Source organism: Bacillus sp. FSL R5-0603 (genome assembly GCF_038050295.1).
GTDB classification, from domain to species: Bacteria; Bacillota; Bacilli; order Bacillales; family Bacillaceae; genus Bacillus; species Bacillus subtilis.
In genome coordinates this window covers 831,615-853,150 of record NZ_JBBOYP010000001.1, presented here as the reverse complement: position 1 = coordinate 853,150, position 21,536 = coordinate 831,615, and the positions used below count along the sequence as shown (strand labels likewise).

General features: G+C 44.0%; 21 protein-coding genes, 1 rRNA gene and 1 other annotated feature (1 of these 23 only partly in view). Of the genes, 6 read left to right on the top strand and 16 right to left on the bottom strand.

Annotated elements, in window-relative coordinates:
• Positions 1-1,224 (bottom strand) — a sequence feature (23S ribosomal RNA rRNA prediction is too short); it reaches 629 nt to the left of the window's first position.
• Positions 1,225-1,390: 166 nt separating this feature from the next.
• Together NYE56_RS04290 and NYE56_RS04285 are read right to left on the bottom strand one after the other, a co-directional pair.
• Positions 1,391-2,938, bottom strand: a 16S ribosomal RNA gene (locus tag NYE56_RS04290).
• Positions 2,939-3,229: 291 nt separating this feature from the next.
• Positions 3,230-4,114, bottom strand: a complete 885-nt coding sequence (locus NYE56_RS04285; protein ID WP_268556106.1) for a nucleotidyltransferase-like protein — start codon at positions 4,112-4,114, stop codon at positions 3,230-3,232.
• A 207-nt stretch (positions 4,115-4,321) separates the two neighbouring features.
• Here NYE56_RS04285 and NYE56_RS04280 point away from each other — a divergent pair, with 207 nt between their 5' ends.
• The gene (locus tag NYE56_RS04280) at positions 4,322-4,675 is read left to right on the top strand and encodes a YgzB family protein (RefSeq protein WP_014113119.1); all 354 of its coding nucleotides are present in this window, start codon (positions 4,322-4,324) and stop codon (positions 4,673-4,675) included.
• Positions 4,676-4,709: 34 nt separating this feature from the next.
• Here NYE56_RS04280 and perR read toward each other — a convergent pair whose 3' ends face one another.
• Positions 4,710-5,147, bottom strand: a complete 438-nt coding sequence (perR, locus tag NYE56_RS04275; protein WP_003223285.1) for a peroxide-responsive transcriptional repressor PerR — start codon at positions 5,145-5,147, stop codon at positions 4,710-4,712.
• A gap of 122 nt (positions 5,148-5,269) precedes the next feature.
• A complete protein-coding gene (bcp, locus tag NYE56_RS04270; protein ID WP_003233532.1) occupies positions 5,270-5,743 on the bottom strand; it encodes a thioredoxin-dependent thiol peroxidase in 474 nt (157 codons plus the stop codon).
• Between the two features lie 151 nt (positions 5,744-5,894).
• On the opposite strand from bcp, the gene NYE56_RS04265 reads away from it, so the two are divergent.
• Both NYE56_RS04265 and NYE56_RS04260 read left to right on the top strand, forming a co-directional pair.
• The gene (locus tag NYE56_RS04265) at positions 5,895-7,184 is read left to right on the top strand and encodes a glutamate-1-semialdehyde 2,1-aminomutase (protein ID WP_015715541.1); all 1,290 of its coding nucleotides are present in this window, start codon (positions 5,895-5,897) and stop codon (positions 7,182-7,184) included.
• A gap of 219 nt (positions 7,185-7,403) precedes the next feature.
• Positions 7,404-8,465, top strand: a complete 1,062-nt coding sequence (locus tag NYE56_RS04260; RefSeq protein ID WP_003233537.1) for an aromatic acid exporter family protein — start codon at positions 7,404-7,406, stop codon at positions 8,463-8,465.
• A 76-nt stretch (positions 8,466-8,541) separates the two neighbouring features.
• Here the strand turns inward: NYE56_RS04260 and NYE56_RS04255 are convergent, their stop codons facing one another.
• The 5 genes from NYE56_RS04255 to fabL all read right to left on the bottom strand — a co-directional run bounded on the left by NYE56_RS04255 (position 8,542) and on the right by fabL (position 12,553).
• Positions 8,542-10,284 carry an ABC transporter ATP-binding protein gene (locus tag NYE56_RS04255; protein WP_123374138.1) on the bottom strand — a complete coding sequence of 581 codons (1,743 nt, stop codon included), beginning with the start codon at positions 10,282-10,284 and terminating at the stop codon, positions 8,542-8,544.
• A gap of 86 nt (positions 10,285-10,370) precedes the next feature.
• The gene (gene ntdP, locus NYE56_RS04250; protein ID WP_003223272.1) at positions 10,371-10,901 is read right to left on the bottom strand and encodes a nucleoside tri-diphosphate phosphatase; all 531 of its coding nucleotides are present in this window, start codon (positions 10,899-10,901) and stop codon (positions 10,371-10,373) included.
• 143 nt (positions 10,902-11,044) lie between these two features.
• Positions 11,045-11,305 carry a YgaB family protein gene (locus NYE56_RS04245; protein WP_003242708.1) on the bottom strand — a complete coding sequence of 87 codons (261 nt, stop codon included), beginning with the start codon at positions 11,303-11,305 and terminating at the stop codon, positions 11,045-11,047.
• A 172-nt stretch (positions 11,306-11,477) separates the two neighbouring features.
• Positions 11,478-11,732 (bottom strand): gamma type acid-soluble spore protein SspE, encoded by a 255-nt coding sequence (gene sspE, locus NYE56_RS04240; RefSeq protein ID WP_003233541.1) that lies wholly within the window; start codon positions 11,730-11,732, stop codon positions 11,478-11,480.
• A 68-nt stretch (positions 11,733-11,800) separates the two neighbouring features.
• The gene (fabL, locus tag NYE56_RS04235; RefSeq protein WP_003223262.1) at positions 11,801-12,553 is read right to left on the bottom strand and encodes an enoyl-[acyl-carrier-protein] reductase FabL; all 753 of its coding nucleotides are present in this window, start codon (positions 12,551-12,553) and stop codon (positions 11,801-11,803) included.
• An 81-nt stretch (positions 12,554-12,634) separates the two neighbouring features.
• On the opposite strand from fabL, the gene NYE56_RS04230 reads away from it, so the two are divergent.
• Entirely contained in the window at positions 12,635-12,859 is a 225-nt protein-coding gene (locus NYE56_RS04230; protein ID WP_003233542.1) for a hypothetical protein, read from the top strand.
• Here the strand turns inward: NYE56_RS04230 and mutY are convergent.
• Positions 12,856-13,974, bottom strand: a complete 1,119-nt coding sequence (mutY, locus tag NYE56_RS04225) for an A/G-specific adenine glycosylase (RefSeq protein WP_335450298.1) — start codon at positions 13,972-13,974, stop codon at positions 12,856-12,858. The genes NYE56_RS04230 and mutY overlap by 4 nt on opposite strands.
• A 215-nt stretch (positions 13,975-14,189) precedes the next feature.
• On the opposite strand from mutY, the gene NYE56_RS04220 reads away from it, so the two are divergent.
• Positions 14,190-15,173 carry a metal-dependent hydrolase gene (locus tag NYE56_RS04220; RefSeq protein ID WP_335450301.1) on the top strand — a complete coding sequence of 328 codons (984 nt, stop codon included), beginning with the start codon at positions 14,190-14,192 and terminating at the stop codon, positions 15,171-15,173.
• Here NYE56_RS04220 and NYE56_RS04215 read toward each other — a convergent pair.
• From NYE56_RS04215 to NYE56_RS04190, 6 genes are all read right to left on the bottom strand, one after another.
• Positions 15,166-17,751, bottom strand: coding sequence for a YfhO family protein (locus NYE56_RS04215; RefSeq protein WP_335450304.1), 2,586 nt, complete (start codon positions 17,749-17,751; stop codon positions 15,166-15,168). The two genes, NYE56_RS04220 and NYE56_RS04215, sit on opposite strands and share 8 nt — an antisense overlap.
• A 71-nt stretch (positions 17,752-17,822) precedes the next feature.
• On the bottom strand, positions 17,823-18,812 hold the full coding sequence (locus NYE56_RS04210; RefSeq protein ID WP_123374140.1) for a glycosyltransferase family 2 protein: 990 nt from the start codon (positions 18,810-18,812) through the stop codon (positions 17,823-17,825).
• Positions 18,813-19,043: 231 nt separating this feature from the next.
• Positions 19,044-19,904, bottom strand: a complete 861-nt coding sequence (gene ephM, locus NYE56_RS04205; protein WP_014479220.1) for an epoxide hydrolase EphM — start codon at positions 19,902-19,904, stop codon at positions 19,044-19,046.
• Entirely contained in the window at positions 19,891-20,223 is a 333-nt protein-coding gene (spdL, locus tag NYE56_RS04200) for an SdpC immunity protein SpdL (protein WP_003242803.1), read from the bottom strand. The genes ephM and spdL overlap by 14 nt, the downstream gene beginning before the upstream one ends.
• Before the next feature lie 84 nt (positions 20,224-20,307).
• Positions 20,308-20,826 carry an SH3 domain-containing protein gene (locus tag NYE56_RS04195; protein WP_015252515.1) on the bottom strand — a complete coding sequence of 173 codons (519 nt, stop codon included), beginning with the start codon at positions 20,824-20,826 and terminating at the stop codon, positions 20,308-20,310.
• A 143-nt stretch (positions 20,827-20,969) separates the two neighbouring features.
• Complete coding sequence (locus tag NYE56_RS04190; RefSeq protein WP_003243789.1) at positions 20,970-21,239, bottom strand: YfhJ family protein; 270 nt, start codon at positions 21,237-21,239, stop codon at positions 20,970-20,972.
• 124 nt (positions 21,240-21,363) lie between these two features.
• Here NYE56_RS04190 and NYE56_RS04185 point away from each other — a divergent pair, with 124 nt between their 5' ends.
• On the top strand, positions 21,364-21,516 hold the full coding sequence (locus NYE56_RS04185; protein ID WP_003223241.1) for a small, acid-soluble spore protein K: 153 nt from the start codon (positions 21,364-21,366) through the stop codon (positions 21,514-21,516).
• Positions 21,517-21,536 lie beyond the last annotated feature (20 nt).

Sequence of the window (21,536 nt, the reverse complement as noted above, 5' to 3'; positions counted from 1 at the left end):
TTACCTTTAGGAGGCGACCGCCCCAATCCAAACTGCCCACCTGACACTGTCTCCCCGCCCGATAAGGGCGGCGGATTAGAAGGTCAATACAGCCAGGGTAAGTATCCACCGATGCCTCCACCGAAGCTGGCGCTCCGGTTTCAAGGCTCCACATCCTGTACAAGCTGTACCAACATTCAATATCAGGCTGCAGTAAAGCTCCACAGAATCTTTTCCCGTCCCTGTCGCGGGTAACCTGCATCTTCACAGGTACTATAATTTCACCGAGTCTCTCGTTGAGACAGTGCCCAGATTTTTTTTTTCGGTAAAATTACCTAGTCCAATCAGTGCTCTACCTCCAGACTCTTACATGAGGCTAGCCCTAAAGCTATTTCGGAGAGAACCAGCTATCTCCAGGTTCGATTGGCATTTTCCACCCTACCACACCTCATCCCTTTCAGCGTGCGTGGGTTCGGCCTCCATTCAGTGTTACCTGAACTTCACCCTGGACATGGGTAGATCACCTGGTTTCAAGGTCTACGACCACGTACTCATAGCCTATTCAGACTCGCTTTCGCTGCGGCTCCGCATCTTCTTCGCGCCGCAGGATCATCCGCTCGCCGGTTCATTCTACAAAAGGCACGCCATCACCCGTTAACAGGCTCTGACTACTTATGACTTTGCGGACTTTCAGGATCTACTTTCACTTCGCTTCCGGGGGTGCTTTTTGCACCTTTCCCTCACGGTACAGTTCACTATCGGTCACTAGGGAGTATTTAGCCTTGGGAGATGGTCCTCCCGGATTCCGACGGAATTTCACGTGTTCCGCCGTACTCAGGATCACCTCGGGAGAGAACGAAGTTTTGACTGGGGCTGTTACCTCCTATGGCGAGTATTTCAGACCTCTTCATCTACCTCAGTCCCTTTGTAACTCCGTACAGAGTGTCCTACAACCCCAAGAGGCAAGCCTGCTTGGTTGGGCTAATCCGTTTCGCTCCGCCGCCCTACTCAGGGAACCGTTTGCTTTCTCTTCCTCCGGGTACTTAGATGTTTCAGTTCCCCGGGTCTGCCTTCTCATATCCTATGGTTAGATATGGATACCACTCCATTACGAGTGGTGGGTTTCCCCATTCGGAAATCTCGGATCAAGCTTGCTTACAGCTCCCCCGGCATATCGGTGTTCGTCCCGTCCTTCATCGGCTCCTAGTGCCAAGGCATCCACCGTGCGCCCTTTCTAACTTAACCGTTAAAAAGAATCACTATGTGATATCTTGTATTACTGAGTGAATATGATGTCTACTGTTATCTAGTTTTCAAAGAACACGTTTCGAAGGAACTCCTTCAAAACTAAACAAGACAGGGAACGTTCTCTTCTCAGGCCCCGGGGATGCCATATTCCGTATATCCTTAGAAAGGAGGTGAAGTCCAGCCACACTTACGATACGTACTACCTTGTTACGACTTCCTTGTCATCTGTCCCACCTTCGGCGGCTGGCTCCTAAAAGGTTACCTCACCGACTTCGGGTGTTACAAACTCTCGTGGTGTGACGGGCGGTGTGTACAAGGCCGGGAACGTATTCACCGCGGCATGCTGATCCGCGATTACTAGCGATTCCAGCTTCACGCAGTCGAGTTGCAGACTGCGATCCGAACTGAGAACAGATTTGTGGGATTGGCTTAACCTCGCGGTTTCGCTGCCCTTTGTTCTGTCCATTAGCCTTTAGTAATGTAGCCCCAGGTCCCTTAAAGGGGCGCTGATGATTTGACGTCATCCCCACCTTCCTCCGGTTTGTCACCGGCAGTCACCTTAGAGGTGCCCAACTGAATGCTGGCTTAGATCAAGGGTTGCGCTCGTTGCGGGACTTAACCCAACATCTCACGACACGAGCTGACGACAACCATGCACCACCACCTGTCACTCTGCCCCCAGAAGGGGACGTCCTATCTCTAGGATTGTCAGAGGATGTCAAGACCTGGTAAGGTTCTTCGCGTTGCTTCAATTAAACCACATGCTCCACCTTGTGCGGCCCCGTCAATTCCTTTGGTTTTCAGTCTTGCGACCATGCTTACTCCCCAGGCGGAGTGCTTAATGCGTTAGCTGCAGCACTAAGGGAAGGCGGAAACCCCCTAACACTTAGCACTCATCGTTTACGGCGTGGACTACCAGGGTATCTAATCCTGTTCCGCTCCCACGCTTTCGCTCCTCGCATCAGATTACAGACCAGAGAGTCGCCTTCGCCACTGGTGTTCCTCCACATCTCTACGCATTTCACCGCTACACGTGGAATTCCACTCTCTACTGCACTCAAGTTCCCCAGTTTCCAATGACCCTCCCGGTTGAGCCGGGGCTTTCACATCAGACTTAAGAAACCGCCTGCGAGCCCTTTACGCCCAATAATTCCGGACAACGCACCACCTACGTGACACCGCGGCTGCTGGCACGTAGTTAGCCGTGGCTTTCTGGTTAGGTACCGTCAAGGTACCGCCCTATTCGAACGGTACTTGTTCTTCCCTAACAACAGAGCTTTACGATCCAAAAACCTTCATCACTCACGCGGCGTTGCTCCGTCAGACTTTCGTCCATTGCGGAAGATTCCCTACTGCTGCCTCCGTAGGAGTCTAGGTAGGTGTCTCAGTCCCAGTGTGGTAGATCACCCTCTCGGTCAGCCGCATCTGATGCCTTGGTGAGCCGTTACCTCACCCGCTAGCTAATGCGCCATGGTCCATCTGTAAGTGGTAGCCGAAGCCACCTTTATGTTTGAACCATGCGGTTCAAACAACCATCCGGTATTAGCCCCGGTTTCCCGGAGTTATCCCAGTCTTACAGGCAGGTTACCCACGTGTTACTCACCCGTCCACCGCTAACATCAGGGAGCAAGCTCCCATCTGTCCGCTCGACTTGCATGTATTAGGCACGCCGCCAGCGTTCGTCCTGAGCCGGGATCCAACTCTCCGATAAATGGATCACAGGTTAAGTTCACCGCATCCTGCGGCGACACCTGTGTGACCTGCATCGCGCAGGCCCTAGTTTGACTGACTACGCACATCGCTGTGCGATTTTTAAAAATGAATTAACAGGTACGTTTTGTCTTGTTTAGTTTTCAAAGATCATTTTCACTTCTTGTTGAAGCGACTTTATTAATATAACATTTTGACTTTCTTTTGTCAAATGTTTTTTTGTTTTATTTTCCCGCCGCTGTGAGCTTGTTTTCTCAGAAGCGCATCAGCGACGTTTAATAATATAACACGGTCAAGAATCAGAGTCAACACCTTTTTTAAAAGAATATCCTCGGTGATAGACAGCCTGTCCTTTCGTTTCTATCTGGCAGACGTTGATAAGCCCCTTTTCTGTCAAGTAATCAAGCATAACGCCAAGATCTTGGGTAAAGTGCTTTAGGTCATGATGTTGAAGAAGCTCACCGAATTGCCAAATGTCTTTTTCTTTCATTACTTCGAAAAGATGCGCCGAACCGATCTCGGCTTTGGAATGGATGAGAAAATCATTTGCTAAGAATAATAATTCAAGTCTTTTTTCCAGGCTCTCGTGACTTTCAATCAGCTCGGAATATAACTTGTACACTTGCGGCTCCATCTGCCGCACTTGGCTCCACACCGTGGTTTCGGGATGGAATCCTCTGTCGATTACTTCAATGCGTGCTAAATGATGCAACGCATGAACAACGGCGTTGTAAGCATCTAAAAATTGATTGGCTTCAAAAAAAGCTTTCCCTTCAACATACCTTCTGATTAATTTGCCGTATTCGAGTCCGATCTTCAGTTTACGTTCGGCAAACGGAAATGTATTCAGCCTCTCAATCAGTTCAACTACGTATTCATTACGGTCAAACAAAACTCTGCCATTTACAATCCAATCTATGATTCTTCTATTTGTTCCGAGCAAAATCCATTCTTGAATCTGAGAATCTGTTACCACATGCAAAGAAGCTGTTTGATGATCAAATTCATAATGCTTTATAAAAACTGGCTCATCAGCATCCTTTACAATCACCAGCAAAGCTGCATCAAAGTTATCTGTTAAGGAAGATGTTTTGTTTCTTCTCTCAATCATAATGACAGCCAATGTATTGGGGTGACTTGCTCTTTCTTGGTAAATTGGACGGAGAAGATTTTCCATCACTATTCCTCCAATGCAATTGTTCAAATTTTTTTATTCTCTATTTGATTCAATTCTATGGTTAAAACGAAATTCCTTTTTTCTAAACACATTGAACTATTATAAACAATTTCACAGTAAGTCTCCATAAGTAAATTCCAATTCAACCGAAAACATGAAGAAAATCCCATCGAGTTTGTGCTATAGTTAAATCAGAGGGGGATGGACATGGCGAAATACTCCAGCAAAATTAATAAAATCAGAACATTTGCGTTAAGTTTGGTTTTCGTTGGGTTTATCATTATGTACATCGGGATCTTTTTCAAAGAGTCAGTTTTGCTATCTAGTTTGTTTATGATACTTGGACTTTTATCCATCGGTCTCAGCACGGTTGTTTACTTTTGGATCGGAATGCTTTCGACCAAAGCGGTTCGCGTCATTTGTCCGGGCTGTGAAAAAGAGACAAAGGTTTTAGGAAGAGTCGATATGTGCATGCATTGCCGAGAGCCGCTGACTTTAGATAAGGGATTAGAAGGAAAAGAATTTGATGAGTCTTATAATAAAAAGAAAATGTCGAAATAAAATAAGCTGACCGTTTCGTGCGGTCAGCTTATTTTTAATGATTTTCTTTTTTCGAACACTCTTGGCAGACGCCGTAAATTTCTAAACGGTGGTGGCTTACCTTGAAGCCCGTGACGTGGGCAGCGAGCTGCTCCACTTCATCAAGGCCCGGGTAGTGGAAGTCCACAATTTTACCGCAGTTTTCGCAAATCGCGTGATAGTGATCAGATGTGACAAAATCGAATCTGCTGGAAGCATCACCGTATGTGAGCTCTTTTACCAAACCTGATTCTCGGAACACACGCAAATTGTTATATACTGTCGCTACGCTCATGTTAGGAAATTTCCCTTCCAGAGCTTTATATATATCGTCCGCTGTTGGATGAGCCATAGAGTTAACGAGATATTCCAGAATCGCATGACGTTGAGGAGTAATGCGAACTCCGGTTTCCTTCAACGTTTCTAAGGCTTCTTTTAGTTCATGTGCAGCCATCCGTCATGCACCTCTCTTCTAAAAAAAATTCTTACATTGTAATGTTTATAATTAGTGTAACTCTTTCTACGATAATTTGTCAATTGATATCAGGGTAAAAGTAAGCATAGGCTCATAGAGATTTACTTTTCCGACATATCTTTGAGGGTTTGAAGCGCTTCGGCTACATGGTCCTTTACTTTTACTTTTCTCCATTCTTTAATGAGCCGGCCTTCTTTATCAATTAAAAAAGTGGAACGCTCGATTCCCATATACTCTTTTCCGAAGTTTTTCTTCAGCTTCCACACATCAAATGCTTCCGCCAGCTTATGCTCGTCATCAACAAGAAGCAGAAATGGAAGGTTATGCTTCTCTTTAAATTTTCCGTGTTTTTCCTGGCTGTCCGGGCTGACGCCGATAATGACGGCATCCAGTTCGGCGAAGCTTTCGTGACTGTCCCGAAAATCGCATGCTTCAGTTGTACATCCCGGTGTCATGTCCTTTGGATAAAAATAAAGCACGATGTACTTTCCTTTATAATCCGATAATTTTACTGTTTCCCCATGATCGCCTTTTAACTCAAGATCAGGCGCTTTTTGTCCGATTTCTATAGTCATTACGTTACCTCCGGATGTTTTTTATTAAGCGTATCCAATTCTTGTCCAGATTACAACCATCTCAGCTGAATCTGAAGCCCGAAGCCATTGTTCTTGTTCGGAAGCATGCTACAATAGAAAGGACGCATGGAGATATAGGAGGTTTTTATTCTTGCATACAAAATCAATTGAACTTCACAATGAGGCATTACAGCACATTGTCGGCGGTGTAAACAGCCCGTCTAGATCATATAAAGCAGTCGGCGGCGGTTCTCCTGTTGCAATGGAGAAAGCAAGCGGCGCTTATTTTTGGGATGTGGACGGCAACAAATACATCGATTATTTAGCGGCGTACGGTCCGATTATTACAGGACATGCCCACCCGCATATTACAGAAGCGATTAAAAAAGCGGCAGAGAACGGTGTATTGTATGGAACACCAACGAAACACGAGGTTACATTTGCAAAGATGCTCAAAGAAGCCATTCCCGCTATGGACAAAGTAAGATTCGTCAATTCGGGTACAGAAGCCGTTATGACGACCATCCGCGTGGCTCGCGCATATACAGGCCGGACAAAAATCATTAAATTTGCGGGCTGCTATCACGGGCATTCGGACCTTGTGCTTGTCGCCGCAGGCTCCGGCCCGTCTACTCTCGGCACACCAGACTCAGCCGGTGTACCGAAAAGCATTGCAAACGAAGTGATCACAGTACCATTTAATGATATCGATAGCTATAAAGCAGCTCTTGATAAATGGGGCAGTGAAATCGCGGCGGTTCTCGTTGAACCGATTGTCGGCAACTTCGGTATCGTGGAGCCGAAAGAGGGCTTCTTAGAAAAAGTAAATGAATTGACACATAATGCAGGCGCTCTCGTTATTTACGATGAAGTCATTACGGCTTTCCGCTTTATGTATGGCGGCGCTCAGGATCTCTTACAGGTGAAACCAGATTTAACAGCACTCGGGAAAATTATCGGCGGCGGACTTCCGATTGGCGCCTATGGCGGCAAACAAGAAATCATGGAGCAGGTAGCTCCGCTAGGGCCTGCTTATCAGGCAGGAACAATGGCAGGGAACCCCGCTTCCATCCTATCAGGCATCGCTTGTCTGGAAGTGCTCAAAGAAAAAGGCGTGTATGAAAAGCTTGATCACCTTGGCGCTATGCTTGAGGAAGGCATTTTGAAGCACGCAGAAACACACGGCATCACCATTACGGTCAACCGGTTAAAAGGTGCGCTCACGGTATATTTCTCTGATGAGAAAGTGGAAAATTACGAGCAGGCTGAACGGAGTGACGGAGAAACGTTCGCGACGTTTTTCAAACTGATGCTGGAACGCGGAATTAATTTAGCACCTTCTAAATATGAAGCCTGGTTTATTACAACAGCACATACAGAGCAGGATATTAAAGACACGCTTGCAGCGGTCGAGGATGCTTTTAAACACCTTAAAAACTAGAATCAGACAACTTGGACAGGAGCATTGGGCTCCTGTTTTTTTATGGAATCAAACAGCGTGTAAGATTTTGGTCTTTTTCTAGAAAAATAGCTTGAATATTTGTATCGATCCCTGTATATTACTTAATTGTTTAGCAAATAAACTAACCGGGAATTTTAAGGATTAGCCCATTTGCTATGTCACACAATTTACTATAGAAAGGAATGCACGCACAAACCAATGAAACTTGGTGCCCGCATTTTCAAAACCGGGATTGCGATTACACTTGCTCTTTATTTGGCTTCGTGGATCGGGCTTCCCGCGCCGATTTTCGCTGGGATTGCAGCGATATTTGCGATCCAGCCGTCGATTTACCGCTCTTTTCTCATTATTATTGATCAGGTTCAGGCAAATATTATCGGAGCTGTGATTGCCACAGTGTTCGGCCTTATTTTTGGACCCAGCCCGATTATGATCGGGTTAACAGCAGTTATTGTTATTACAATCATGCTGAAACTTAAAATTGAACATACAATTTCGATTGCTCTTGTAACAGTTATTGCGATATTAGAATCCGCCGGTGACGACTTTTTAATGTTCGCGCTGATCAGAACAAGCACAGTCATCTTAGGGGTGCTTTCTTCTTTTATTGTCAACCTTGTATTTTTACCCCCTAAGTATGAAACAAAGCTGATTCATAATACCGTCGAAAACACCGAAGAAATTATGAAGTGGATCAGATTGTCCATGCGGCAGTCGACAGAGCATTCGATTTTGAAAGAGGATATTGAAAAACTGAAAGAAAAAATGATCAAGCTTGATCAGACATATCTTCTATATAAAGAAGAAAGAAGTTACTTTAAGAAAACGACCTATGTGAAATCAAGAAAGCTTGTCCTGTTCAGACAGGCCATTATTACTGCAAATCGGGCGCTTGATACATTGAAGAAGCTGCATCGTCTGGAAAACGAGATCTATCATATGCCGGAAGAGTTTCAGGAAACATTGACTGAAGAACTTGATTACCTGCTTTACTGGCACGAACGAATTTTGATGAGGTTTGTCGGAAAAATCAAGCCGCATGATGACGCGGTTGAAGAAGGCATCCGGTATAAGCAGCTTTTAACAAAGTCATTTTTAAAAAATCAGCAGAATACGGATGAGGAGCTTATTGATTACAACATGCTCAATATTATGGCAAGCGCCGTGGAATATCGCGAGCAGCTTGAACATTTAGAAACACTTATCACAAGTTTTCAAACGTATCATCCGAAAGACTGCGAAATAGAAACAGAAGAGTAACCCGGTTAAACAGCCGGGTTTTTTTATATACAAAAAAATCTTATATCCTTCGTTAAAAGGATATAAGATTGATGTTTTAGTTCAAATTTTGAATGGTAAATAAGTGCTTGTACTGGCTCTCATAGTCCATGAGTTCATCATGGGTTCCGATTTCAATGATTGTGCCGTTTTCCATGACAACAATCTTATCCGCATGGGTGATTGTCGATAAACGGTGGGCGACAACAAAAGTTGTTCTATCCTTCGCCAGTTTGTCCATCGCTTCTTGAATGTAATGCTCACTTTCCAAATCCAGAGCTGATGTAGCTTCATCTAAAATGAGGAGCGGCGGATTTTTCAGGAATACCCGCGCAATTGAGATCCGCTGCTTTTGTCCGCCTGAAAGCTTAACGCCTCGTTCCCCCACCCGGGTCTCATATCCTTCTGGAAAACTCATGATAAATTCATGGGCATTTGCAGCTTTGGCGGCTTCGATTATCTCTTCAAGTGTGGCATCAGGCTTGCCGATCGCGATATTTTCCCGAATCGTTTCACTAAATAAAAAGGTATCCTGAAGCACCATACCAACCTGGTTGCGAAGGCTTCTTGCTTCATAATCGCGAATATCCGTCCCATCAATCAGCAGTCTGCCGCTTGTTACATCATAAAATCTTGGGATCAGGCTGACGAGCGTTGATTTTCCTCCTCCGCTCATGCCGACGAGAGCTACAGTTTCTCCTCTATTTACTTTTAAGGATACATCATGAAGAATATTTTCTTTGTCCTTCTCATATTGAAACGAAACGTTTTGAAACTCCACTCCTCCGCGAATCTGATCGGCCTTTATCGCATTTGGTTTGTCAGTGAGTTCATAGGGCTCGTCAATAAATTCAAACACCCTGTCCATTGATGCGATTGACTGTGTCAAAGTTGTAGAAGAATTGATCAGCCTTCTAACAGGGTTGTACATTCTGTCAATATATCCGACAAACGCGACCATTGTTCCGACTGTCAGCGGTCCATTAATGACAAAATACCCGGCGCACGCTATGACGATGAGCGGCGCCAAATCTGTAATGGTATTAACGACCGCAAAGGTTTTGGCGTTCCAATTCGTGTGGCGGATGGCTTTATCTAAGAAATGCCCGTTTTTCTCATTAAATTGAGCCTGTTCATGATCTTCTATCGCAAAGCTTCTGATGACAGGCATGCCTTGAATGCGTTCATGCAAATGCCCCTGCACTTGAGCAAGAGCCTGTGAGCGCTCCCTTGTCAGCTTTCGTAAACGGCCGTAAAAATACTTCACTGATATTCCGTATAATGGGAATAATACGATAGAGATCAGCGTTAATTTAACGTCCAGTGTGAGCATGATAGAGATTACAATCAAAATCGTCAGCATATCGAGCCATATATTCATCAGCCCTGTGATGACGAAATCCTTTGTTTGTTCTACATCATTAATCACTCGGGAAATGACTTCCCCTGTTCTTGTATTCGCGTAAAAACGAAGGCTCAGTTTTTGTATATGGTCAAACAGCTTAGCTCTTATATCATAAAGCACCTTGCTGGCAGTCCACTGGGCAAAATATTGCCGATAATATTCAACAGGCGGGCGCAAAATTAAAAATAAGGCGAACATGATCGCCATAATCGTGAACAATTGCGTGGTTTTGTCACTGGCCGTGCCGCCTCCTTGAATAATGTCGTCAACTACGTACTTCAGAAGCAATGGGAGAGCAAGCGGAATGGAAAATTTTACAATCCCGATTAATACTGTAACGAAAATTTGCTTCTTATAAGGTTTGACGAATTGCATGTAGCGTTTCATAACCCCCACGTTGATTCCCCCTCTCTCTTTATCATGATGTGTGTGAGCCCATGTGAAAAACCTGTTGTACCCCGCAACAGGTTTTTACGTAACCATTATTTTGTATAGCGCAAATACCGTTCATACCACATATCGACAAACTCGGGCGCAAACGGTCCCTGACGCTGGTGAATCCAATGGAGCAGCGTATTTAAGTAGTCTCTTAAAATACTGTCGATTTCTTTTGGATAATTCATGGCTTTCCGATGATCATCATATTCGTCTTCATCGAGAATATTGTAGGTCATGTCAGGAAAAACCTTAACATCTAAGTCATAATCAATATATTTAATTGCTTCGCCATCATAGGCAAACGGAGAACTGATGTTGCAATAATAATGAACCCCGTCTTCCCTCAGCATCCCGATGACATTAAACCATTGTCTTGCGTGAAAATAACAGATTGCGGGCTCTCTGGTTATCCATGTCCGGCCGTCTGATTCGGTTACCATCGTCCGGTCATTGGCTCCGATGACACACATTTCTGTACTTTTTAAGATTGTTGTCTCATTCCAAATTCTATGAATCAGCCCGTTGTGCTTATAGCTGTGAATTTGAATGGTTTCTCCTTCCTTGGGATAGCCCATATTTCTCCCCTACTTTCTATAAAGCCCTACAGTTAGTATGTCCAAATTTGCTTACCGACAACGTCTTTTACCTATTATAACGTTACAAATTGAAAAATGAAAATAAAAGAGCCATTCCGGCCGGGGAATGGCACATTCCTGCACTACACAAAGGAAGACGGCTTTTCTGAGCTGCGATATGAACGAATGACCTGCTCTGTCTGCTTTTGAAACATATCCTGTATATCAGCAAGGTGTTTCCGTTTTACCGCAATTTCAGCCTGAATCCCACGCAGCCTTGCATCCCTTTCCAAATGCCGGAGTTCCGCCTCAATTTGTTTGCAGCGGTCGAGCTCTGATTGGAGATCGAGAAGCTTATCCATCGTTTTCATCTGTTCACTTACCAGCTTTTCAAATTCCGTCATCGGTTCCTCCTTCAGCCTGATGAAAGTATAAACATTTCTTCCTTTAATCATTTCGATCTCCATAAAGCAAACCCTTTGACTCATTCTGTAGACCTTCCACAAGTTTTGTCGTTTTTCAAACAGAAAAAAGCACTTCCACCCGAAGATGAAGTGCTTTTTTCTGTTTCAGTGATTAGCTGTTTTGTTGTTTGTTTTGTTCAGCAGATTGGTTTTGCTGTCTTACCTGCTGTGCGTCAGTTTCACTAGCGAATTCAGTGCCGAATTGACCTTGTTGTCCAGCTGATTGCTGGTTTTGTTTTCTGACTTGCTGAGCGTTTGTTTCGCTAGCAAATTCAGTGCCGAATTGACCTTGACCAGCAGCTGATTGTTGGTTTTGTTTTCTAACTTGTTGAGCGTTTGTTTTGCTGAAGTTATTTGAGTTAGCCATTGTTATCACCTCCACGGTCATTAGAATGTGCAGGTGATCGTATAGCTATTCCTCTTTTTTAAAAATTTTTAAACGAGCAGTGAGCGTCCGCCGTCAACGATAATTGTCTGTCCGCGGATCATGTCAGCCTTGGAAGACACTAGAAACTCCACAGTATCAACCATGTCTTTAATTTCGACCATGCGTCCTGCCGGCGTGTTTTGGCGCGCATCCTCAAGCAGATCTTCTCTATTCGGGAAGTGCTTCAGCGCATCTGTGTCGATCGCTCCGCCTGAAACAGCATTGACGATAATTTGTTTTGGTGAAAGCTCAACGGCAAGATAACGGGTTAAAGCCTCTAACGCTGCTTTTGATACACCGACCGTGGTGTAGTTTTCAAGATAGCGGATAGAGCCTAATGAACTAATGCTGACAATATGCCCGCCACCGTTCTTCTCCATTAGCTTGGCAGCTTCCTGAGCGCAGAAAAGCAATGCTTTCGCATTAATGTTCATCGTCCAGTCCCAGTGTGTTTCTTCTAATTCCATGACAGGTCTCAGTACTCCTGAAGCGGCATTATTGACAAAAACATCAAGTCTGCCGAACGTTTCATCAATTTGCTGAAACATTTCTTTGATTTTTGCAGGCTGTCCTACGTTTGCTTTTACGACAAGCACTTTAACGCCAAGCTTTTCGATTTCTTCCGCTGTTTCTAATGCTGCTTTTTTGCTGCGTGCATAGTTAATGACGATGTTATAGCCGTTCTCAGCAAGTCTGATCGCGGCCGCTTTTCCGACACCGCGGCTGCTTCCTGTAACGAGTGCACATTTATTTTGTTCCATTTTTCCTCATCTCCTTGTAGCGTATAGTTCTTTTATTTCCACAAACAATAATGGCAAGAACTTTAAAGGGGGTCTTCTGTTATGTATGTCGGACGTGATATGAGCGAATTGAACATGGTTTCCAAAAAAGATTGGAAGAACAGTGAACTCGCTTATTTTCATCATGCCTTTCAGCAAATTATGCCTTATTTGAACGAAGAAGGCCAATCAAAATACCGGGAATTAACGCAAGAAATTGAAGCGCGCGGCGGAATGAAGCGCAATGAAGCGGACTACAGCCACGGCACGCGCGTCTCTTACGATTAAGAATGGTTTACGGAGCAGCCGATGGCGGCTGCTTCTACTGCCATCTTCCAGATTTTTTGATGTGACACCGGGAACGCAAATTGTTCGAGCTCTTCTTTCGTTACTTTTTTCAGCTCGCTGGTATCCGACACTTGTTTTACTTTACCGAAAAACACTGAAATATTCCATACCAGGTGGGTGAAAACATGCTCGACTACACCTTGCAGATCACTGATATCAGCTTGTATGCCATATTCGTTTTCTAAGAAAGCAATGAGCTGTTCACGCTCAGTTTTGATCCCTTTTTGTGTTTCATGATTAGGGAATTCCCACAGGTTGGCGAGCAAACCTTTAGACGGCCGTTTGTGGATATACACTTGTCCGTCTTCATCAGTCAGTACGATCGCGGCCATGGTTTTGATCCCGGGCTTTTTCTTTTTGCTTTTTACCGGAAGCTCCCGTTCAGAGCCTTCTTCAAATGCTGAGCAATGCTGCTGAACCGGGCATAGCAGGCATGAGGGTGATTTTGGCGTACAGATCAAGGCTCCAAGCTCCATCAAGCCCTGATTAAATTCAGATGGTTTTTCTTTGGAAATAAAAGCTCGTATGGCGTCTTCAAAGATCGTTCTTGTTTTTGGTTTGGCAATATCATCCCAAATAGAAAGAATTCTGGACATGACACGCATCACATTTCCGTCAACCGCGGGAATGGGTTTATTGTAGGCAATGCTGAGCACCGCTCCCTTTGTATAAGGGCCGACGCCTTTTAACCCGCCAAAATCTTTCTCGTCTGGAGGGACAATGCCGCCGTATTCCTGTTTCACTTCTTTTACCGCGCTTTGCAGGTTTCTGACTCGCGAATAATAGCCGAGCCCTTCCCATGCTTTCAGCACCTTTTCTTCATCAGCATCAGCGAGCGCTTCCACTGTCGGGAATTGTTCCACAAACCGGAGAAAGTAAGGAATCACTGTCTCTACTCTCGTTTGCTGCAGCATCACTTCAGATACCCACACTTTATATGGATCTTGGTCCTCTCTCCACGGCAGAACGCGCTGCTCTCGTTCAAACCATGAGATTAAATCATCGCGAAATTGCTGTATGTCTTTTTGTTTTAATTTGTCTTCAAGTACGTTCATATGTGTTTCTCCCCAGTCTTTCGCGCCCCGCTTTTCTTTAGACTGTTTTTTGTTGTACACTAAGGGCACAGTACGATAATATGTTACATTAAATAGTAATAAAGAAAAAGCGGAAACATATGAGAACGATTGAATGAGTTTAAAAATTGGGTATATGAAAATGGGGAATTTCTTACAAAGTGAATGTGCAGGATCATCCTGCAAGGAGGTCACCTATGGATACGGGCACACATGTCGTTATGGGCATCGCACTGGGCGGTATTGCGACGCTTGATCCTGTTGTCGGATCAGATCCGGCAATGGCTCACGCTGTTATGATCGCAACGCTTGCGGGCTCTCAGGCTCCGGATATTGATACTGTGTTAAAGCTTAAAAACAATGCTGTTTATATAAGGAATCACAGAGGATTTACCCATTCAATTCCCGCCGTTTTGTTTTGGTCTGTCATCATCCCGGCGATTCTGTATTTATTTTATCCTCAGGCCGATTTTCTGCACCTGTGGCTGTGGACACTGCTGGCAGTCGTTCTGCATGTCTTTGTTGATATATTCAACGCCTATGGAACACAAGCCATTCGTCCGTTTTCGAAAAAATGGGTTGCGCTCGGGCTGATTAATACGTTTGATCCGTTTATTTTTATCAGCCATCTGGCAGCTATCGCGATTTGGTATGCAGGCGGCAGTCCCGGCATCACATTCCTCAGCTTATATATCATATTGGCAGGCTATTATTTGGTGCGCCTGATCATGCAGCTGAGAATTAAACGGAAGCTTCATGAGATGATTCATGATGAGATCGAAAGCATTATTATTTCTCCAACGATGAAATTCAGGCAATGGCGAATCGCAGTGACGACAGCACATGCTTTCTATGTAGGAAGAAGCATGGAAGGACATGTCGTAATTCTGGATACATTTAATCGGGTGCCTGTTCCTGAAACCGATGTAATGCATGCGGCAAAGCAGGATGATAACATCGCGGCGTTTCTGTCCTTTTCTCCGGTTTACCGGTGGGAAGTGGATACGTTTAAAGATCATTATGAGGTGAGATTTATCGACCTGCGTTATCGGAGCAAAGGCCATTATCCGTTTGTCGCAATTGTTCATATCGGCCTTGATCTCACGATTCGTTCGTCCTATACGGGATGGATATTCAGCGAAGAAAAACTTCAGAAAAAATTAAAGCTCGGCTCTATATAGAGCCGGGCTTTTTACGTCTTATATAAAAAACAGCAAGCAGCAGACTGACGAGAGATATGATCGCCGATATTTTGAAGTATGGCGGATAGTAAGTCAGCTCAATGTGATTGTCTCCCTTTTGCGCCTTGAAGCCTATAAAAGCATAATCCGCTTTTTCGATCTTCTGTGTTTTTCCGTTGATCTTCAGCTCCCAGCCTTTTTCATATGGGATGGGAAGCATGATGTACTGGTCTTTTGACAAATGATAGGCAAAGGTCAGTCGATTTTTGTTCCAATTCAGTTTGTCTGCTTTCTCTGTTTTATTTTGCATTACAGCGTTTTTCAGCGTTTGGTAATTTTCTTCATAGAGCGCTATGTTTCTCAGCTCATAGGTTCCTTTCGGAAGATTGATTGAGATATGGCCTGATTTAGGCACTCTTACCGTTATATTATTTACTCCGGTTTTATATATCGATTTGTTCGATTTCCTTGTTGTGACATAATCATTTACCTTTAACGTAAATCCTTTGTCTTTTGCTTTGCTTTTCAAATAAAAACTGACATAGTAGTCTCCCGGAGCGGATGATGGCTGTTTCGGGGTGATGATCAGCTCTCCTCCGTTTTCTCCAGTTACGGTTAGCAGCCCGTTTTGATACTGGGCTTGTTTTGCGGTGATGTCCGACTTGGTGATCAAATTGGACGGTTTTGGTGTCTGCTCCGTTTTTCCTGATGGATCTTTTAATATGATTCCTTTCAACATCGCCTGTTCTTTCGCAAGAGCGGGCAATCGGTCCAGCTCACTTTCGCTGTATATGGCATCCGCTGTTTTGACGAATGGAAGCATGTACTGATTCTCATAAACTGCATAATGCTCTGTTTCTAAATGCTTTTTGAAGCCGTACGGAACGCTGGCTTCGTTTGTTTTTTCGGTCATATAATATTTGCCGTAAAGCAGGCTGTATAAATTCGCCCTGTCTCCCAATGACGCGTAACGGCTGACGCTTTCCCTGCCCATATCGATGCTTAAATCATTCCAATAGAAGGCCAGCAGATCTTTGTTTAAAATGCTGGAATAGGCGCTGAAGCCATTAAATCCGTAAATGATTGGCGTATTATTGCGGACCCCGTTCATCCAGTCGATTCTCATGAGCGGATCATCGTCTTCCTTCTGTAAACGTCTGATGAGCTCAGATGATTCCCGCCCTCTGTATTCCTCACTTGTAAGATATTCTTTTGTCACACTATCCAAATCGCCGCCTTCTGAGAGCGCGTATTTTTGATAGGAGTTGGCGACAAACAGCGAAGAAAGAATGATTATACCGTACACAGCCATTTTTGCCCGTTTTTTCGCAAAAGCTGCAGCAAACAAGGCTGCGATTGTCATGAGTAAGAGCAATAGAATACTTTCATTCGCAGGCTTCCATATATCGAGCTTATACCTTTGAATATGATATAAGTAAAGAAGCAGGACGACAGCTGCGGCCGGGAGCAGTTCTTTCCGTTTCAATTCAGACAGCTGTGACAAACCAGCCGCAGCTGCTCCCGCAATGGTAAAGGCCAGAATATATTCAAACCGGTTTTGCGGGGCGGAAAAACCGTTAAAGACGCTTGCCGCATACGGACTGAAATGAAACAGAATAAACAGCAGGCTCAACCCGGCAAAGAGACGAAACACACGGTTTTTGTAAAAAGAAATCATAAACAAAAACAGCAGAAAAGCGGCCGGCACAATGATGATCCGGCTCGAAAATAAGATATTATCATCGAAATTGAGCCACTCTATTTTCTGGCTGTATGGAGGGCGCAGGTTGTTTAAAAAACCGTATACTACCGGCACAAACGCCGCCGCACTGATGCCAAAAGAAATGAAGCCTGAAACCAGAAATAATCTGATTTGAATCCATCTTTTCTCTTCATGTGGTTCCAAACGGATCAGCCATCTGAACAGCACATAGATTCCGATGAATATAAGGTTTATGTATGCAAAGTAAAAATTGTTGATTAACGTCAGCGAACACGCAACGATAAACCACGCCGGACGCCGCTCTCTAATAATTTTTTCTGCGCCAAGCACAAGCAGCGGAAGCCAAACCATTGTATCGGTGAAAAATTCCCAATACGCTTCGTGACGGAAATAAATAATTGAGACGCCGTATAACACGGCTCCCGTGAACGATGCCGCCTTGTGCTTAAGAAGATAATGAAAAACAGAAGCGGACGTAAAGATGATCAAGCTCAATTTGAAAATACTGATAAAAACAGCTGACTCAGCCCAAAAAAGCGTATCCGCTTCTCCGATCAGCTGTACGGCTTGAAGCAGCCAAACAGCGGCGGACACAGCAAGAAAAAGAAAAGACGCGGAAAAATAATAGCCGAGCTGACTGAATGTGCCGCCGCCAAGTCCGAATGAATAATTGTAGAAAAAATTCCCGTGTGTATATTGGTCAAATAATAATTTTTTAAATACGATCATTTGCGCAAGCCCGTCACCCGGACCTGTCATATACCTGCCTTCCGCCCATTCTTTCACAAAAAAAGCGTGTGCCAGAACGGACACCAGCAGACTGGCCGCATAGATCATGATATGTTTTCTTTTCATATGAATTCTCCAGTCTTGCTTTTAAGATAATAGACACGCAAAAAAAGCACTGCCAATGGCGCTTGGTATTTTCAGTGCATTTTTGTCAGACGCCGCATGCTTTTTAATTCGTTCGTTTCAGGCAGGTCTTTGTTCGGGATATTCGCTTCTTTGATCAAATAATGCGGGCGTTTTTTTGTTTCATAATAGATTCGGCCGATATATTCGCCTATAATTCCGAGGCTTAACAGCTGTACTCCGCCGAGAAATAACACTGCTGAGATAATGGTGAAATACCCAGGCACAGAAATACCGTTAGTCAGAATTTTAACGAATGTGGCAATGATATAAATGATGGAAAGCAGCAGGATGAAAATGCCTGTATAAAAACATAATCTCAGCGGCTTATGATTAAATGAAACGACGCCGTCCATTCCGTAGTTAAACAGACTGCTGAACGACCATTTGGAGGTGCCGTTTTTTCGTTCGACATTTTCATAAAATACAATTTTCTGATCAAAGCCAATCCAGCAAAAAAGGCCTTTTGAAAAGCGGTTTCCTTCGCTCAGCTTCAAAAGTGCATTCACAGCTTGGCGGCTTAACAATCTGAAGTCACCGACACCGTCACGCAAATCGACTTCCACCGCTTTATTAATGAACTTGTAATACATAGATGATAAGAGTGAGCGGACAAAGCTGTCCCCTTTTCTGTTCCTTTGAGCAATGACTTGGTCATACCCTTCTTCGTAGCCTTTGATAAATTCCTTCAGCAAATATGTCGGATGCTGCAGATCGGCATCCATGACAATAACCGCCTCGCCCTGAACATGCTCAAAGCCCGCCAAAATTGCGGCTTCTTTTCCAAAGTTTCGAGAAAAAGATATATATTTTACCCGGCTGCACGTCGTTGCCAAGTCTTTGATCTGCTGAAGCGTGTCATCAACACTTCCGTCGTTTATGAAGAATATTTCATAGTCATAATGAATGTTTTTAAATTCCTTTTTTAAAGATTCATGAATGAGTTTGACATTATACCCTTCATTGTAAGACGGGATAATAATCGAGATTAATCCTTGCTTCATTAAGGCACCTTCTTTTTATTATTCTTTTTAAGTATTGCCTTAGGGGAGTTTTACACAAATCTTCAGTAAGGCTATTCCTTTTTTTAAAGTCGTTTAAACCTGTTTTTTGTTACAATTTTATGGTGACATTCATGATTTTTAATGTTATTTTGTCATGTTTAAAACAGACTATGAAAAAAACGCACAGAAAAAGTCTGCCATTATGACAGACGGATGGAGAGAAATTTTGGCTTATTGGTTCTTAAGATATTCCAAAATCAGCTGATTGACGATGGCTGGCTTTTCGTGGTTAATCCAATGGGAAGCTTCATCAACAAAGATGAGATGTCCATTCGGGCAATGCCTTTCCGTCTCTTTCGCAAGCTTTCTGCTCAAAAAGCGGTCTTCCATTCCCCAGATCATTCGGTAAGGTACTGTTTCGTAAGAGGGTTTCTCTGCCAAGCTTCCTTTTCTGAGGGCTCTGTACCAGTTCAGCATAGCTGTCAGTGCGCCCGGCTGTTTCCACGCTTCTTTGTACCTGCTGACATCCTCGGATGTAAAAAGCGCGGGACGGTCGGATAATCCAATCGCTTTGTCTAATGTTTCATAATCATTTTCCCTTAGTGATGCCTCCGGTATATCGGGGAGCTGGAAGTATGCGATATACGAGCTTTTCAGCCATTGCGGCGGATAAAGCGGCGTTACGGTTTTCATGACGTGCGGGTGCGGGATATTGATCGCGATCAGTTTTTCAAGATATTCCGGGCGTGTGGAAGCCAAATGCCATGCAACAGCCCCTCCCCAGTCATGCCCGATGACAATTGCTTTTTCATCAGTGAATTGCGTAATAAGCCCGATGATATCATCTCTTAATGTATCAATCCGATACGAATCAATTCCTTCCGGTTTGTCACTGAGATTGTAGCCCCGCTGATCAGGAGCAATGACCCGGTAACCCGCATCAACAAGCGGTTTGATTTGATTTTTCCAGCCGTACCAAAACTCAGGAAATCCATGGAGCAGGACAATTAACGGGCCATCTTCCGGTCCTGCGGCTGCAACGTGGAGCGTGATTCCGTTCGTATTGACAAACTGGCATTTAACTCCGTCCACTTCTATCTCCTCCTTGACTGTGCGTCATGATTTTCAGCCTTTTCTCCGTCAGCATAAATGTTATGACACAGGCGGCAATCAGCAGGATAAGCTGAAGAATAAACAAGTTTGATCCCAGCAGCAAACCCATTCCCGCAATCACCAAGCCTGACAGGATCATTAATGATGCACTGTAACGGTTCGCTTCATTCCATAATCTTTGATCTGACATTGAGCGTCTCGTTCTGTATCCGTACACACTGTTGATCGATTTGGGAGGAAACAGTTTGATCAGTATGCCAGCAATGATCATAAGCCCTCCGCCGACTAAACCCGTCATATCATCATCTCCTTTCTCATTGTTACGTGCAGAAAGAAGAAATGTTTCATGCATAGGCAAAAAGACAAGCCTCGGCCTGCCTTTTTATCGCATTTGTAAATCCTTTGTGTGAATATAGCCTTTAACTCCGCCATAATCCACGAACGCCCAAGTGAAGTCAAATCCGCCGTTTTCACTGAATCCCCACCCAAGTATTGTCACCTCTGTTCCAGATGAGAGCTGCTTAGCTTTTCCATTTTCGGGCGTCGGTGCATAGAAGGCTGTCTGTTTCATTGTTTTCGCTTGGCTTGCGGTTTTCATTAAAAAGTGGGTTGAAATATACGCTTTTTTTCCTTTGAAATGAATTTGAGCCCAATCGGCATTTACAAATCCATAGACTTTTACTTTTTGTTCTGATGATACAGTGCCGAGAATGTCACCTTTATGATTTGGCTCAGTACGGACATTCAGCTTTCCTGTTTTTATGATGTAAGAATCGGATGATGGCATGCTGACAGATATGTCGTGAAGGGGCGCAGCTTTTGCTGCGGGAGCGGAATGAAGTGCTGTCAAACCCAGTCCTGCGGCAGCTGTTAAAGCGAGCATTACTTGTTTCTTTTTCATATAAAGCTCCTCCTCGCATTTTGACAAGATATAAGTGGTATTCCCTGATTGACAGGCTGGTGAAACATGTTTTGTTTATGATTTCTTCCTGTTAAGGTAATTTTAAGAAAATAAAAAACCTGCCGGTCGTTAACGGCAGGTTTTTAGTGCAAAAGGCCTCTGCTTTGATTTAAGTAATCATTCACGTCGTTACGGGAGCTTTGAAAAAGGTGGAGCTGGCCGCCATAGTTTTCAATCCATTGTGTGACGATTTTTTCAGTCATTTTTTCACCTTGATAGGCGTGTCCGGCTTTTGCATAGGTTGCTTCGAAATCGCTCCATAACAATTCCACCCACGTTTTTGCCTGTATATAGCTGATCATCTCGTTCTTTTCCAGAAGCAGATTAGTCAGTTTCTCAATGTACATATTCATGTGTGCAGTCTCCTTTCTTCAGGAAAAAAATAACGCTTTATTACGTGGTGTTCTCCATATACTAACCTTACGTCTTCATCTGGAAAGACGCAACTTTTTGATCTCGAAACTAGGGGGATATGACATGGTCCGAAATAAAGAAAAAGGATTTCCTTACGAAAACGAAAACAAATTTCAGGGTGAACCGAGAGCAAAGGACGACTATGCTTCAAAGCGTGCTGACGGATCTATCAATCAGCATCCTCAAGAAAGAATGAGAGCCTCAGGCAAACGGTAAAGAAGAACAGCTGCATACAC